Below are 14,426 nucleotides of genomic sequence, written 5' to 3'. Positions count from 1 at the left end.
GGCCGCAAGGCAGCCGGACCGAAGGCCAGCGAAACACCGGAGACGGTGCGGAGCGGGTCGGAGGATCGGATAGCATCTACGACATCACCCATGCGCGGGTGGCGGAATAGGCAGACGCGCTGGATTCAGGTTCCAGTGCCCGAAAGGGCGTGGGGGTTCAACTCCCCCCTCGCGCACAGCGAGGCCCCGCAGATCTTCGGATCTGCGGGGCTTTCTTGTTTTAGGCGTCTCTCGCCGCCGGGGCCCTCCGACCCGGCGCCGACGGTCGTCGCTCCCGCGCTCCTTCCTTTCGGCGCCGGCGGGCCCCTTTGGCTCGGACGCGGTCCGTGCGGGGCCGAGGTCAGGGCACGGTGGTGGTGTTCCGGAGCCGGCCTTGTTCGTACGGCGTGGGGCGGGAATTCGGGCCGGCTTGGTCAGTCCCGGGCGGCCGGGAGGTCGGCGAGGACTTCGAAGCCGCCTTCCGGGGTCGGGCGGGCGGTCAGTGTGCCGCCGAGGAGCTGGGCGCGTTCGCGCAGGCCGACCAGGCCGTGGCCGCCGCCGGGGAGGACTTCGCCGTGGCCGCCGGAGGGGACGGGCGGGGGGCCGTTGCGGACCTCGACCCGCAGGCGGGCGCCGCGGGCCAAGACCTTGACCGCCACGGCGGAGTCCGGCGCGTGCTTGCTGATGTTGGTGAGCGCCTCCTGGACGGTGCGGTAGGCGGCCCGCTCCACCGCCTCCGGCCAGGGCAGTTCGCCGGTGCTGATCTCGGTGTCGGCCGGCAGGCCGCTCTCCCGGATCAGCCGGCACAGGTCGGCCAGCCGGGGCTGGGGGGCCAGCGGTACGTCCCGCCGGACCCCGGAGGCCCGCAGGACCCCGACCATCTGGCGCAGCTCCTCCAGGGTGCGCACCGAGAGCTCGCGGATCGTCCTGGCGGTCGCGACCGCGGCCGGGTCGGCGCTGCTGACCTGCAGGGCGCCGGCCTGGATGCTGATCAGGCTGACCTGGTGCGAGACCACGTCGTGCATCTCCCGGGCCAGCCGGCCACGCTCGCTGATCAGCACCCGCTCGGCCAGCAGCCGGCTCTCCCGCTCCTGGCCGCGGGTCAGTTCGTCGAGCTTGGTCGCCAGTTCCCGCCTGGTCCGGGAGAGCAGGCCGAGGGCGGCCGGGCCGGCGGCCAGCATCACGCACTGGATCGCGTACAGGGCGTTGTCCCGGTCGAAGGCCAGCGGGTGGTCGGCGAACGGCCAGTGGAAGAACTCGACCAGGGCGAACACGGTCGCGGCGAGGGTGGTCACCCAGGCCCGGGACCGGTGCGCGGCTACCGAGTACACGGCGGTGACCGGCGCGATCCAGATGTAGTTCAGGAAGCTGCCCGGCAGGGTCAGCAGCAGCACCAGCACCGGGAAGCGGCGACGCAGCAGCAGGGCCACCGCGGCCAGCACCGAGAGGCCGTTCTCCCACCAGGAGGAGTTCCGGGCCACCAGTGCGGCGTCCACCAGGGAGAAGAGCACCGGCAGCAGGAGGGCCACCCAGGGCGAGCCGGTCCAGGCGGGCCGCCGGCGGGGCCGGTCGGCGGTCATACGGTGTCGCGGGGCTGCGGTTTCACCAGGCCGGCCCGGTGGGCGACCACGGCGGCCTGGACGCGGTTGACGGTGCCGAGCTTGCCCAGGATGGCGCTGATGTGGTCCTTGACCGTGCCGGTGCCGAGGAAGAGCCGGTCGGCGATCTCCGCGTTGGACAGGCCCTCGCCGAGCAGCGCCAGGACGTCGAGCTCGCGGCCGGTGAGGGTACGGGCCAGCGCGGTGGCGTCGGCGTCCGGACCGCCGCCGTCCACGTAGCCGCCGATCACCGTGCGGGTGACGGTGGGGGAGAGGATGTTGCCGCCGGCGGCCAGGACGCGCACCGCGTGCACCAGCTGCTCGGGCGCGGTGTCCTTGAGCAGGAACCCGGCCGCGCCGGCCTTCAGCGCGGTGCCGATGTACTCGTCGGTGTCGAAGGTGGTGAGCATCGCCACGGCCGGCGGCTCCGGCAGGGCCCGCAGCCGGCGGAGCACGGAGATGCCGTCCAGGTCGGGCATCCGGATGTCGAGCAGCACCACGTGCGGGTGCAGCCGGCGGACGTCCTCCTCGGCCTGGCCGCCGGAGCAGTCGCCGACCACCTCCAGGTCGGGGGCCGAGCCGACGATCAGTCCCAGGCCCGAGCGGACCAGGATCTCGTCGTCCACGATCAGTACACGGGTGGTCGCCATGGTCCCTCCTCGGTTGCGGGCCGTCCTGGTGCGGCGGTTCGAGCCTAGGGCCCGTGCGGGGGCGCCGCGTACCGGCCGGGGGGCGGTTACCCCCGCCGAACGGCGGGGGTGTGAATCGGCTACCGGGTTCACGAAATTCTCATGTCGGGTGAGCAACCATGGAATGAGCGGCCCCTGCGGGCGCGGGCCGAACGGGGCCGCGTCGGGCGAGGACGGCCCACGCGGACCGGTCGGTGCCGCCGGCCGCAGCCCGCTTGCGCGGATGCGTCCCGTCACCTGATCGTTTGGAATAGAGCTGTGTCGTCCACTGTGAAGCCGGAGCCGTCCGCCGCAGCGCCCGCCGGGGACCGGCCCGGGCCGATGTCGCGCTGGCGCCCGAGGGCCGCGGCGGCGACGGTCTGGTACCTGCGGCTGCTGGCCCTGCTCAACGTGGTGACCGTACTCGCGGTGCCGTTCCGCGACCAGGTGCAGGACCACAACGAGGGCGAGTTCTTCACGCCGTACCTGCTGACCGCGGGTCTCGGCTCGGTGGTCCTTTCGATCTTCCTGGCGGTCGCCATGCGGCGGCGCAAGCGAGCCGCTTGGATCTTCAACACCGCACTCGCCGGCCTGACCTTCCTGGTCTACGTGCTGTTCATGGCGTGGCCGCCGGAGGACGGCTACGACTACGCGAGGCATCCCTTCAACTGGTTCTCCATCACGCTGACCGGGCTGTTCCTGGTGGCTCTGCTGGTCGGGCGCAAGGAGTTCACCTCCAAGGGCGACAGCTCCAACCCGAAGACCGCGGCGGCCACCTTCGTGGCCGGCCTGCTGGCCGGGGCCGGGGTCGGCGCGCTCCTGGTCTGGCTGAACAACACCCTGGCCGGCGCGCAGTTCTGGGACCTCTACCGGTACGCGCTCGGCCGGATGGTCACCATCGCGCCGTCCCAGCACCTCGACTCGGTGATCTCCGTGCCGACCTGGGTGAACGCCGTGATCAACACGATGAGCGCGGTGCTCTTCCTGCTGGTGATCTACGTGGCCTTCCGCAGTCCCAAGGACAAGGAGCTGCTCACCCCGGAGGACGAGCGGCGGCTGCGGGACCTGCTGGAGCGGCAGGGCGGGCGGGACTCGCTGGGCTACTTCGCGCTGCGCCGGGACAAGGCGGTGGTGTTCTCCCCCAGTGGCAAGGCGGCGGTGACCTACCGGGTGGTCGGCGGGGTCTCGCTGGCCTCGGGCGATCCGATCGGTGACCCGGAGGCCTGGCCGGGCGCGATCGACGCCTGGCTGACCGAGGCGCGCGAGCACGCCTGGGCGCCGGCCGTGATGGGGGCCTCCGAGGAGGCCGGGGTGATCTACGCCCGGCACGGGCTGGACGCGCTGGAGCTGGGCGACGAGGCGATCGTCGAGCTGGACGAGTTCTCGCTGGACGGCCGGGCGATGCGGGTGGTCCGCCAGGCCTACAACCGGGTCAAGCGGGCCGGCTACACGGTGCGGATCCGGCGGCACGAGGACGTGCCGGAGTACGAGATGGCCGAGCTGGTCGAGCGGGCGGACCAGTGGCGGGACGGCGCCACCGAGCGCGGCTTCTCGATGGCGCTGGGCCGCCTCGGCGACCCGGACGACGGCCGCTGCGTGATGCTGGAGTGCCATGACGGCGAGGGCGAGCTGAAGGCCCTGCTGAGCTTCGTGCCCTGGGGCGAGAAGGGGCTTTCGCTGGACCTGATGCGCCGCGCCCGGGACACCGAGAACGGCCTGATGGAGTTCATGGTGATCGAACTTCTCCAGCGGGCCCGGGAGGTCGACCTGGAGCGGGTCTCGCTGAACTTCGCGATGTTCCGGTCGGTCTTCGAGCGCGGTTCGAAACTGGGGGCCGGCCCGGTGCTGCGGCTGTGGCGTTCCGTGCTGGGGTTCTTCTCGCGCTGGTGGCAGATCGAATCGCTCTACCGGGCGAACGCGAAGTACCGGCCGATCTGGGAGCCGCGTTATCTGCTGTTCGAGAAGAGCAGCGAGATCCCGCGGATCGGCATCGCGAGCGCGCGTGCCGAGGGTTTCATCACCGCACCGAGCCTGCCCGCTCTGTTCCGTCGCCGACACGCCCGTCCCGCTGTGGTGGGGCCCCGGGTGCCTACGGCGGAACGGACTGGGAAGGGGTAGTCCCTCCGCCGGGGGGCGGAGGGAAGCCGAATCACCCGAATGACGGTGTTTCGGTCGTCGATCTCCCACTTTGGGATGACGTGGAATCGACAGAATTGCCGATGAGGATTCTTTGACCACCTTCTAATGTTGAGTGGTGGTAGAGGTTTCGGGGAGCATCGGAATTGGAGCGAAGGCTGTGAATCAGAGGACCCACGCGGGGGGCGTGCGAAAGGGGCCGCTGGCATTTGCCAGACGGGCCGTTGTCGCAGAGTGGGGGCCGTTGTTCGGCGCTGTCCGGGAACGGCTGGTGGAGCGGAAGTTCGCGGCCGTTCCACTGGCCACCGCCGCCACGCTCCTGATCATGATGTTCAGCGTCATCCAACACCTGCCCGGCGGCGAGCGCTTCGTCACCAGCATCGGGGTGGTGCGGGCCTCGCTGCCGCTGGAGGTCTCGCTGCTGCGGACCCCGCTCTCGCTCTACGTCCCGGCGCTGGACCTGCCGGTCTGGGGCGCGCTGGCCCAGGTCTTCCTGGTCTTCGGGCTGGCCGAGATCGTGCTGGGCCGCCGGATGACGCTGGTGATCGCCTACGTCTGCACCCTCGCCGGGACGCTCTTCGCCCGGGTGGCGGTGGCGGTCGGGCCGGACCACCTGCTGGGGTTCCCGCGGTGGGTGGCGCATGTGCGCGACACCGGGCCGTCGGCCGCCGTGGTGGGGCTGGCGCTCTGCATCGCCTTCCGCTGCCGGGCCTGGTTCACCGGCGGCACCGTGCTGGTGCTGATGATCGGCGAGGCCGTGATCCTGCCCAACCTGGCCGGCCTGGAGCATGTGGTCGCACTGATGGCGGCGATGCTGATCGCCGCCTCGGTGGAGGTGTTCGGGGGCTTCTGGCCGCGGGTGCTGGCCGGCGTGGTCGCCGCCACCGCGATCGCCGCCGCCGGGCGCGCCGGCGAGGCCAGGCGGCGCGGCGCCGCCGCGGGCACCGTCATCCCCTGACAGGCACTTCTTGACGGGCGTCCGCCGACGGGCTCACCCCGTACGACGGGGCCGTACGGGGTGGGCCCGGGCCGCGAGGGGCAGACCGTACCGGGGTCAGTCGCGGACGCTGCGGGGCAGCGGCAGCTCGAACCAGACCACCTTGCCGACGGCCTTGCGGGCCGAACCCCAGCGCTCGGCGAGCTTGGTCACCAGGTGCAGCCCCCGGCCGGTCTCGCCGAGCTCCTCGGCGGGCTCCAGCGACGGCAGGTTGTGGTTGTCGTCGCTGACCTCCACCAGCAGCTTGTCCACCCGGATCAGCTGCAGCCGCACCTTGTCCCGGGCGACCCGGACGGCGTTCGTCACCAGCTCGCTGACCAGCAGCTCGGTGGTGTCCGAGAGCGCCTCCAGGTGCCAGGCGGCGAGCTGCTCGCGGACCAGCGTGCGGGCCCGGCCGACCTCGGCGGTGTCCACCGTGAGGTCCCAGGTGGCCACCTCGGTCGGGGCCACGCCGTCGAACCGGGCCACCAGCAGGGCGACGTCGTCCTTCCGGTCGTCCGAGTGCAGCCGCTCCAGCACCACGTCGCAGGCCTGCTCGGGGGTCTGCTTGGGGTCGATCAGGTTGCCGCACAGCGCGGCCAGCCCCGCCCCTATGTCGCTGCCGCGGACCTCGACCAGGCCGTCCGTGCAGAGCACCAGCATCGAGCCGTCCGAGACGTCGATCTTCTTGGCGACGAACGGCACCCCGCCGACCCCGATGGGCGCCCCGGCCGGGATCTCCAGCAGCTCACCCGTGCCGTCCGGGTGCACCAGGACCGGCGGGACGTGGCCCGCGCTGGCCAGCTCGCAGGTGCGGTTGATCGGGTCGTAGACCGCGTACAGGCAGGTGGCCAGATGGTCGTCGCCGAGCTTGTGGGCCAGGTTGTCCAGGTGGCGCAGCAGCTGCCCGGGCGGCAGGTCCAGCGCGGCCAGGGTCTGCATCGCGGTACGGAACCGGCCCATCGCGGCGGCCGAGTGCAGGCCGTGGCCCATCACGTCGCCGACCACCAGCGCGACCCGGCTGCCGGGCAGCTGGATCGCGTCGAACCAGTCGCCGCCGACCTCGGCCCGCGGGTCGCCGGGCAGGTAGCGGTGGGCGATCTGGACACCGGGGATCCGCGGCGGGCGGGTCGGGATCATCGACCGCTGCAAGGTGGTGGCGACCCGGGACTCGGCGCGGTGCAGCCGGGCGTTGTCCAGCGACAGCGCGGCCCGGGCGGCCAGCTCCTTGAGGGTCGCCGCGTCGCTCTCGTCGAAGGGCGCGCGGTCGGCGAGCCGGAGCAGCTTGAGGATGCCGAGCACGGTGCCGCGGGCGGACAGCGGCACCACCAGCATCGAGCGGCCGGCCACCACCGAGGCCAGCCCGGCGCCGCCCAGCGAGGCCGCGTAGTCCACGGCGACGTCCGGGCTGATCACCGGGACCAGCACCGGCTGGTTGAGCTGGAGCGCCATGCCCGGCGGGGTGCTGCGCGGCATGGCGAGCAGCGCGCCCTCCTCCAGGACGTGGTCCCACTGGCCGACGGCGTCGTTGAAGGTGCGGGCGACCCGGCGCAGCATGGTGTCGTCGTCCGGTCGGGCGGCGGGCAGTTCCGAGTCGGAGATCAGCCCGTCCAGCAGGTCGACGCAGGCGAAGTCGGCGACCCGGGGGACGAGCACCTGGCACAGCTCGCGGGCGGTGGCGTGCAGGTCCAGGGTGGTGCCGACCTTGCCACCGACCTCGCCCAGCAGCGCCAGCTGCTCGCCGGCCTGGCCGTTGGTCAGGATCGGGACCAGCTGGTCGGCCGGCCGGGCCCCGCCCGGGGCGGGCACGGTGGGAGTGGCGGTGTCCGTCGTACGGTCGCGGTGGCCGTTCGCGGAGGGTTCGACGGCGGCCTGCTCGATGGTGGCTCCTCCTTCGGATCCTGCGGAGCTGTCGGTGGCGGGGGCCGCCGTGGCCGATTCGCGCTGCCCGGGCAGGGCGCCGCCGGGGCCGGTCGGGCCGGCGCCGCCGGGGGGCAGCACCCGCAGACCGAGCGCGGCGCCGCGGGCGACGCCCGGGGACCCGGTGGAGCCGCCGTCGCCCCGGCGTCCGGTCGGCTGCTCGCCGGGCCGACCGGACCCGAGCCGGGCGGCGCGCTGCTGCGCGGTCGGGTAGCGGCGGCCCAGCCCGGCGGCCGCGCGGGCGGTGCCGGCGGCGGGCGGTTCGTACGGGAGGACCGGCAGCGTGGTGGCCGCGTCCACCCACAGGGCGGGCAGGCCGGCCCGGAGCAGCTGCGCCAGCAGCCGCCGGACCCGCTCCGGGGATCCGGCGGGCAGCAGGGTGGCCAGCGGGCCGGCCGAGCCCTGCCCGGGCGGGGTGAAGGTGGCGCCGAGGCGGTGGAAGCCGCCCTGGGCGGTCGAGGTGGCGGCGTACGGCAGCAACCGGGACCCGAGCGCGATCCGCGGGCCGGCCGATCGCAGCGGTCGGGCGTCCACAGCCAGCGCCAGCAGGCTGCGGCCGGCCGGCTCGATCAGCGGGTACGCCCACCAGAGGATGTCCCGCACCCGCTCCTCGCGGTCGGTGACGGCCATCGGGCCGGACCACGGGGTGTCCAGCTGGGTGAGGTCGTCGAGGGTGTCGAAGGCGTCGCAGCGCCTCCCGGCCGACTGCCGTACGGTGCCGGGCCGCGAGGCGGGGCCGGGCAGCTGGGCCGGGCCGGGCAGGGCGTGCGGGCCGGTGCGCGGTTCGAAGGCGGGCAGCAGCCCGGAGGCGGTCCGGCCGTGCGCGACCTCGGCGCGGTGCCCGAAGAGTTCCTCGGCCGCCCGGTTCCACTGGACGATCCGGCCGTCCTCGTCGACCAGCACGGCGGCGAGCCGCAGGAGGGCTGCCACTCCTGACGGCGGGTCGTCACGGTCGCCGGCACCGCCCTGGGCGGCCGGGGCGACATCCGGACTCGGTGTGGAGTTGGGCTCGTCCACCATGGATTCGGTCTGCTCCCGCCTGGCCGCCGCGCCTGAGGGTGGCCGTTCTGTGTGGGGGGCGGCGTGCTCTGCCGGTCCCAGCGAAGCATGGAGAGGGTCTGGACTGATAGCGAAACGGTGAGATTCGTAAGTATCAGTTGCGTGTCACCCAGAGTGCGCCGCCACGCACACCCTGTCCATCCAACGAGTGGGGCAGCTGCCTCCCGGCCCGCCGGGAGGCCGGGTCGGCGGGGTAGTCTGGCTGATCGCACCGAGACGAGACAGAGGCGAGAAGGTGACTGCGCAGAGCCCCGTCCGCTGGTCGGACCCCGAGCAGCAGGAGCTGGAGGAGCGGGTCGCCGCGACCGAACTCGCCTGGCTCACCATGGATGTCGACGTGCAGACCCTGCGGGTCGAGATCGACAACTTCGCGCTGATCCACCACCAGCTGCTGGGCCCGCTCTACGCGCGGCTGGACGAGCTGGACGCGCTGATCGCCGAGGCCGTCGCCGCCCGCACCGGCCACCCCGAGGACGTCCGCCGGGCCGCCGACGCCCGCCGGCAGGTGGACGAGCTCCCCGACCTGGAGTCGCTCTTCGCCGACATCCAGGAGCAGGAGGCGGCCGTCGCCCCGCCGGAGCCGCCGACCCGGGTGCGTCCCGGCAAGGACGCTCAGCGGATCTACCGGGACCTGGCCCGCCGGGCCCACCCCGACCTCTCCACCGACCCGGCCGAGCAGCGGCGCCGCTCGGCGTTCATCGCCCGGGTCAACGAGGCGTACGCCTACGGCGACGCCAAGGCACTGGCGGAGCTCGCCGAGGAGTGGTCCACCGACCCCGAGGCCGCGCCCGCCGTCGACTCCCCCGACCGGCTGGCCTGGCTGCGCCAGCGGCTGGAGTGGCTGGGCGGGAAGATCGCCGAGGTGGCCACCGAGCAGGTCCGGCTGGAGAACACCGCGATGGGCGAGCTGCTGGCGCTCTCCCCCCAGGACCCGGACCGGCTGCTGGAGGAGCTCGCCGAGCAGCTGCTCGCCAAGGCCGCCGCCCAGCAGGCCGAGCTGGAGCGGCTGCTCGCCGGCCCTGCCGGGCAGCCCGTGGACGACCGCACCGAGAACCCGACCCAGGAGACCCAGACGATGTTCCCCCAGATCCCCTCCATCGACGCCGCCGCCGTCCCCGCCGACGCCGTCCTGCTCGACGTCCGCGAGCAGGACGAGTGGGACGCCGGCCATGTGGACGGTGCGCGGCACATCCCGATCGGCGAGGTGGTCGCCCGGATCGGCGAGCTGCCCGACGCCAAGCTGTTCGTCATGTGCCGGGTCGGCGGCCGGTCCGCGCAGGTCGTGCAGTACCTGGTGCAGCAGGGCATGGACGCGGTCAACGTGGACGGCGGGATGTTCGCCTGGGAGGGTGCCGGCCGTCCGATGGTCGGCACCGGCGGCGCCGAGGCCTTCGTCCTCTAGGACGCTCCCCGGCCCGGTCGGTCCGGTGTTCCCGGACCGACCGGGCCGGACCCTCCCCCGGTCGCGGGGCCTTAGGGCAAGATGGGCGGGCGCGCCCGAGGGGTGCCCCCGGGCCCAGGCCCGGGAGCGGCCCGCCCTGGGGTGCGCGCCGCCCGGCGCACGGCCGGGCAGCGGCGCGAGCGACCACCCGGGGAGAGCATGGCGCAGACCATCGCCGGCCGGCCGGGGCACACCGGCGACGGGCCCGGGCCGGTGCCCGCGGAGCCGGACACCACCCCCGCCCGGGTCTGGTCGACACCCGCACTGGTGGTGCTGTGCCTGTCCGGCGCCCTGCTGCTCGGCGCCGCCGGGGTCTTCCTGGGCGCCGTCTTCCTGCACGTGGCGCCCGCCAACGCGCTGTCCAGGGAGTACCGGCACCAGGTCGACGGGATCGTCTACCCGGAGTTCGAGCAGAACTGGAAGCTCTTCGCACCGAACCCGCTGCAGCAGAACGTCCGTCTGGACGCCCGGGTGCGGACCGTGCTGGACGGCGGCGCGACCCGCGAGCACGACTGGCTCGGCCTCACCGAGCAGGACATCGCGGCGATCCGCGGCAACCCGGCGCCCAGTCACGCCGACCAGAACATGCTGCGCCGGGCCTGGGACTTCTACGACGGCTCGCACGCCGGGCCGGACGGCACGCTGACCAACCCCCGGGGCAAGCTCGCCGAGCAGTACCTCAAGCGGATCGCGCTGCAGCGGATCGGCCGGACCGCCGACGGTGAGCGGATCCTGGAGATCCAGTTCCGGGTGACCGGGGTGCCCGTGGCGCCGCCCGGCTGGGCCGGGGAGAGCCCGCCGGTGACGCAGCCGGCCCGGGAGCTGCCCTGGTGGCCGGTGAACGACGAGGACTACCGGGGGCTGGCGTGAGCGGGGCCTCGCCGGCCGGGGCGCCGCAGGCGGATCCCTCGGGGGGCCGCGGCGCCGGACCGGACCGGGTCACGGACCAGGACCGGCCCCAGGACCGGCCCCAGGACCGGCACCAGGACCGGCACCGCCGCCGGAATCAGCATCAGCGCCCGGACCGGGATCAGCGCTCCGACCAGGGCCCGGGCCGGGCGGCGGCGCCGCTGCCGGACCATCAGCTGCTGGTCGGGATCCCCCGCCAGCCCGCCGTCGGACCGGGCGACCCGGTCGCCGTCCCGGTGCCCGGCGCCGTACCGCTGCCCGACGCGGCGCCCGGCGTGGTGCCCGGCCCGGTCCCCCGGCCCGGCGTCGGCCCCGTGGCGGCCCTGGGGGCGGCCTTCGCGAGGGGGTTCGCCGCGTTCACCGGGCGGGTGCTGGGCCCGTACCAGGCGGCCGTGGTGCGGATCGGCTTCGGGCTGGCCTGGCTGGCCTTCCTGCTGCGCGAGTGGCCCGAGCGCCGGGTGCTGTACGGCGACCGCTCGCCCTGGTCGCTCGACCTGGCCGGGCAGCTGCTGGCGGACAACGGCGCGTTCACGGTGCTGCCCTGGTTCGGCGGCCGGCTCTGGTTCGAGCTGGTCTACCACCTGGCCGTGCTGGCCGCCCTGTCCGTGGTGCTCGGCTGGCGGACCAGGGCGAGCGGCGTGCTGTTCATGGTGACCGTGCTGTCGCTGCAGAACCGCAACGTCTTCGTCGGCGACGGCGGCGACAACGTGCTGCACGTGATGGCCGTCTACCTGGTCTTCACCCGGTGCGCCGCCGTGTGGTCGCTGGACGCCCGTCGCGCCCGGCGCGCCGCCGGCGCCCGGGACCGGGGCGGGGCGGCACTCTGGGCCGTGCTCGGCGCCGCGCTGACGGCGGCCCAGTTCGGCGGCTTCTCCGGCGGCACCCTCGACTGGGTCTCGGCGGCCCGGCCGTACCCCGGTTTCGCCCCGCTGCTCTGGGGCCTGTGGGCGGTGGCCGGCCTCTGGTACGCCGTCAACCGGTGGTGGCCGGCCGGGGAGCCGCGGGCGGTGCTGGACGCGCTGGCCACCATGCTGCACAACTGCGCGCTGCTGGTGATCGCCACCGAGGTGGTGCTGATCTACTCGACCGCCGGCTGGTACAAGGTCCAGGGCTCGCGCTGGCAGGACGGGACGGCGCTCTACTACCCGCTGCACCTGGACTACTTCGCGCCCTGGCCATGGCTGTCCGGGCTGCTCGGGGCGGCCCTGCTGCCGGTCTTCCTGATCACCTACGGCACGGTGGCCGTCCAGGTGGCCTTCCCGTTCACGCTGGTCGACCGGCGGGTCAAGAACGTGCTGCTGGCCGTGATGATGGCCGAGCACGCGGGGATCGCGGTGGTGCTCGGGCTGCCGATCTTCTCGCTGGCGATGATCGCGGCGGACGCGGTGTTCCTGCCCACCACGGTGCTGCTGCGGGTCGGGGCGACGCTCTCCGACCTCCGGACCCGGCTCCCCGCCCCCGGGGCCGGGCGGTCGCGGCTGCGCCAGGCGGCCCAGGTGGGGCCGGAGCCCGTTCGGCCGCCCACCCTGGGTCGATCGGTCTAAGCTGTCCGTTATGTCCTGGTTGGCTGCCCTACGTGACACCGCGCGGGCCGGGCTGACCCTGGACCGGACCCTCACCAACCCCCAACGCGCCCTGCGCGGCGCCGTCGCGGTGGCCCTGGTGATCTTCCCGACCCTGGCCATCGGCGGGCCCCGACTGGCCACCTCCGCCGCGATGGGCGCCTTCATCGCGGGCACCGCGACCTTCCAGCGCAGCTTCCGGCCCCGGCCGACCATCGCGGTCGCGGCCGGCGCCGGGCTCGGCATCAGCACCTTCTTCGGGTATTTGGCCGTCGGCGTACCGGGGGCCTTCCCCGTCCTGCTGGCGGTCTGGGCCTTCGGCGCCGGGCTGATGTGGGCGATCGGGCCGACCGCCGGCGTGGTCGCGGCCACCACCGTCTCGGTGATGCTGGTCGTCGTCCAACTGCCGGTCAGCGTGCCCACCGCGCTCGGGCACGGCCTGGTCTGCGCGCTCGGCGGCGCCGTCCAGGCCCTGCTGATCACCGTCTGGCCGATCGGCAACTGGACCGCCCAGCGTGAGGCGCTCGCCGACACCTACGCCGAACTCGCCGACTACGCCCGCCGGCTGCGCCACGACCCGATCGCCCACCTGGACCCGGCCCCCTTCATCACCGCCCGGCACGCCGCCACCCTGACCTCCTGGCAGGAACGCCGCCGGCCGGCCGAGATGCGCGGGCTGCGCAGCATCGCGGAGCGGATCCGCCCGGCCCTCGCCGCCATCGCCGATCCGAAGGTCGGCGCCCCCGACGAGGGGCCCGAACGCGACCGGGCCCGCGAGGTGCTGGCGGCCGCCGCCGAGGCGATGGACGCGCTGGCGCGGGCGGTACGCACCGGGGATCCGCTCCGGCTGCCGCGCTCGACCCCCGCGCTCACCCTGGTGGCCCCGGCCCAGGGGCCGCAGCTGCGCGGCGCCGCCCGCCGGGCCACCCGCCGGCTGGCCGGCCTGCTGCGCCGGGCCGCGGACATCCTGGACGGCAGCGACGAGGAGAGCATCGGCGCCCTGGCGGTCGACCCCGGCAGCACGCTGCGCAAGCCCCCGCTGCACCGGATGGTGCCGGTCGCCGCCCGGACCGTCGGGCGCCAGCTGGAGCCGCACTCGGCGGTCTTCCAGCACGCCGTCCGGCTGTCCGGGGTGGTCACCGTCGCGTACCTGCTCGCCCGGGTGGTCGGCTTCCACCACGGTTACTGGGCCCCGTTGACCTCCGCCATGGTGATGCGGCCGGACTTCGCGCAGACCTACAGCCGGGGGGTGGCAAGGCTGGCCGGCACCGTGGTCGGCGTGGCCTTCTCCACCCTGGTGGTGCAGCTGCTGCACCCCGGCCAGTGGCTGGCGGCCGCCTTCGCGGTGGTCTTCATCGGCGGCGCCTATCTGACCCTGCGCACGGGGTACGCGCTGATGACCGCCTGCGTCTCCTCGTACGTGGTCTTCCTGCTCGGCCTCCAGCCGGGGGACCCGCTGGCCACGGCCTTCGAGCGGGTCGGGCTGACCCTGCTGGGCGGTGGCGTGGCGCTGCTCGCGTACGCGCTCTTCCCGACCTGGCAGTCGGCCCGGCTCGGCGAGCGGCTCGCCGAGTGGCTGGCCGCCGCCGGCCGCTACAACGCGGCCGCGCTGCGGGTCTACGGCGACCCGGCCACCGACGGCTCCGGTGAGGTGCGCGCCGCCCTGCTGGACTCCCGGGAGGCCCGCTCGGAGCTGATGCAGGCGGTGCAGCGGGCGGACGTCGAGCCCGGCCGGCACAAGACCCGGCTGCCGGACGTCTCACGCAAGCAGATCGACCGGGCCCGGGCGGCGGTCGGCCACCTCGGCCGGGTGGGCATCCTGCTGGAGGCGCACCTGCCGGGGCCGGACGCCGACCCGGTCCCCGGCGTCCCCGAGTTCGCCGACGAGGTCCGGTACGGGACGGCGCTGGCGGCGGGCGCCCTGCTCACCGGGCGGCGGGTGGAGTTCGACTCGGTCCGCGAGGCCCACGCCAAGCTGGAGCGGGAGCTGTCGCAGGCCCCGGAGAGCGACCGGCTGGACGTGATCAGGTCCGCCACCCGGCTGCTGCTGCAGGCCCTGAAGGACCTGGAACGGGCCCTGCGCCGCGGCGGCGGCCGGCCGGGCACCGCTCCGCAGCCCCGGGAGCGCGAGCCCGCGGGCTCCTGAGGCGGCCGGGCGGGCGCGGGGGCCCGCCGGGG

The 14,426-nt window shown here is 74.4% G+C and carries 9 protein-coding genes and 1 tRNA gene; 7 read left to right on the top strand and 3 right to left on the bottom strand.

The genetic code is table 11. The features are described from left to right. Nucleotides 1-92: 92 nt before the first annotated feature. A tRNA-Leu gene (locus tag OG689_RS20870) sits at nucleotides 93-176 on the top strand. Between the two features lie 237 nt (nucleotides 177-413). Here the strand turns inward: OG689_RS20870 and OG689_RS20865 are convergent. Next, nucleotides 414-1,559 carry a histidine kinase gene (locus tag OG689_RS20865; protein ID WP_266322430.1) on the bottom strand — a complete coding sequence of 382 codons (1,146 nt, stop codon included), beginning with the start codon at nucleotides 1,557-1,559 and terminating at the stop codon, nucleotides 414-416. After that, entirely contained in the window at nucleotides 1,556-2,227 is a 672-nt protein-coding gene (locus tag OG689_RS20860) for a response regulator transcription factor (RefSeq protein WP_266322428.1), read from the bottom strand. The genes OG689_RS20865 and OG689_RS20860 overlap by 4 nt, the downstream gene beginning before the upstream one ends. A gap of 360 nt (nucleotides 2,228-2,587) precedes the next feature. Between OG689_RS20860 and OG689_RS20855 the strand changes: the two genes are divergently transcribed. Continuing rightward, nucleotides 2,588-4,363: a phosphatidylglycerol lysyltransferase domain-containing protein gene (locus OG689_RS20855; RefSeq protein WP_266327307.1), complete on the top strand. Its 1,776-nt coding sequence runs from the start codon at nucleotides 2,588-2,590 to the stop codon at nucleotides 4,361-4,363. Between the two features lie 262 nt (nucleotides 4,364-4,625). Then, nucleotides 4,626-5,339: a hypothetical protein gene (locus tag OG689_RS20850; RefSeq protein WP_266322426.1), complete on the top strand. Its 714-nt coding sequence runs from the start codon at nucleotides 4,626-4,628 to the stop codon at nucleotides 5,337-5,339. Nucleotides 5,340-5,435: 96 nt separating this feature from the next. On the opposite strand, the gene OG689_RS20845 is transcribed toward OG689_RS20850, so the two are convergent. Continuing rightward, nucleotides 5,436-8,297 (bottom strand): SpoIIE family protein phosphatase, encoded by a 2,862-nt coding sequence (locus tag OG689_RS20845; protein ID WP_266322424.1) that lies wholly within the window; start codon nucleotides 8,295-8,297, stop codon nucleotides 5,436-5,438. 274 nt (nucleotides 8,298-8,571) lie between these two features. Here OG689_RS20845 and OG689_RS20840 point away from each other — a divergent pair, with 274 nt between their 5' ends. From OG689_RS20840 to OG689_RS20825, 4 genes are all read left to right on the top strand, one after another. Continuing rightward, nucleotides 8,572-9,738 (top strand): rhodanese-like domain-containing protein, encoded by a 1,167-nt coding sequence (locus OG689_RS20840; protein ID WP_266322422.1) that lies wholly within the window; start codon nucleotides 8,572-8,574, stop codon nucleotides 9,736-9,738. A gap of 198 nt (nucleotides 9,739-9,936) precedes the next feature. Continuing rightward, on the top strand, nucleotides 9,937-10,647 hold the full coding sequence (locus OG689_RS20835) for a DUF5819 family protein (protein WP_266322421.1): 711 nt from the start codon (nucleotides 9,937-9,939) through the stop codon (nucleotides 10,645-10,647). Between the two features lie 353 nt (nucleotides 10,648-11,000). Continuing rightward, nucleotides 11,001-12,230 carry an HTTM domain-containing protein gene (locus OG689_RS20830; protein ID WP_266327305.1) on the top strand — a complete coding sequence of 410 codons (1,230 nt, stop codon included), beginning with the start codon at nucleotides 11,001-11,003 and terminating at the stop codon, nucleotides 12,228-12,230. A gap of 10 nt (nucleotides 12,231-12,240) precedes the next feature. After that, complete coding sequence (locus OG689_RS20825; RefSeq protein ID WP_266322419.1) at nucleotides 12,241-14,394, top strand: FUSC family protein; 2,154 nt, start codon at nucleotides 12,241-12,243, stop codon at nucleotides 14,392-14,394. Nucleotides 14,395-14,426 lie beyond the last annotated feature (32 nt).

The sequence above is a fragment of the Kitasatospora sp. NBC_00240 genome, assembly GCF_026342405.1.
Lineage (GTDB): Bacteria > Actinomycetota > Actinomycetes > Streptomycetales > Streptomycetaceae > Kitasatospora.
Note: the sequence above shows the minus strand (reverse complement) of the source record. Positions and strands in the feature narration are given on the sequence as shown.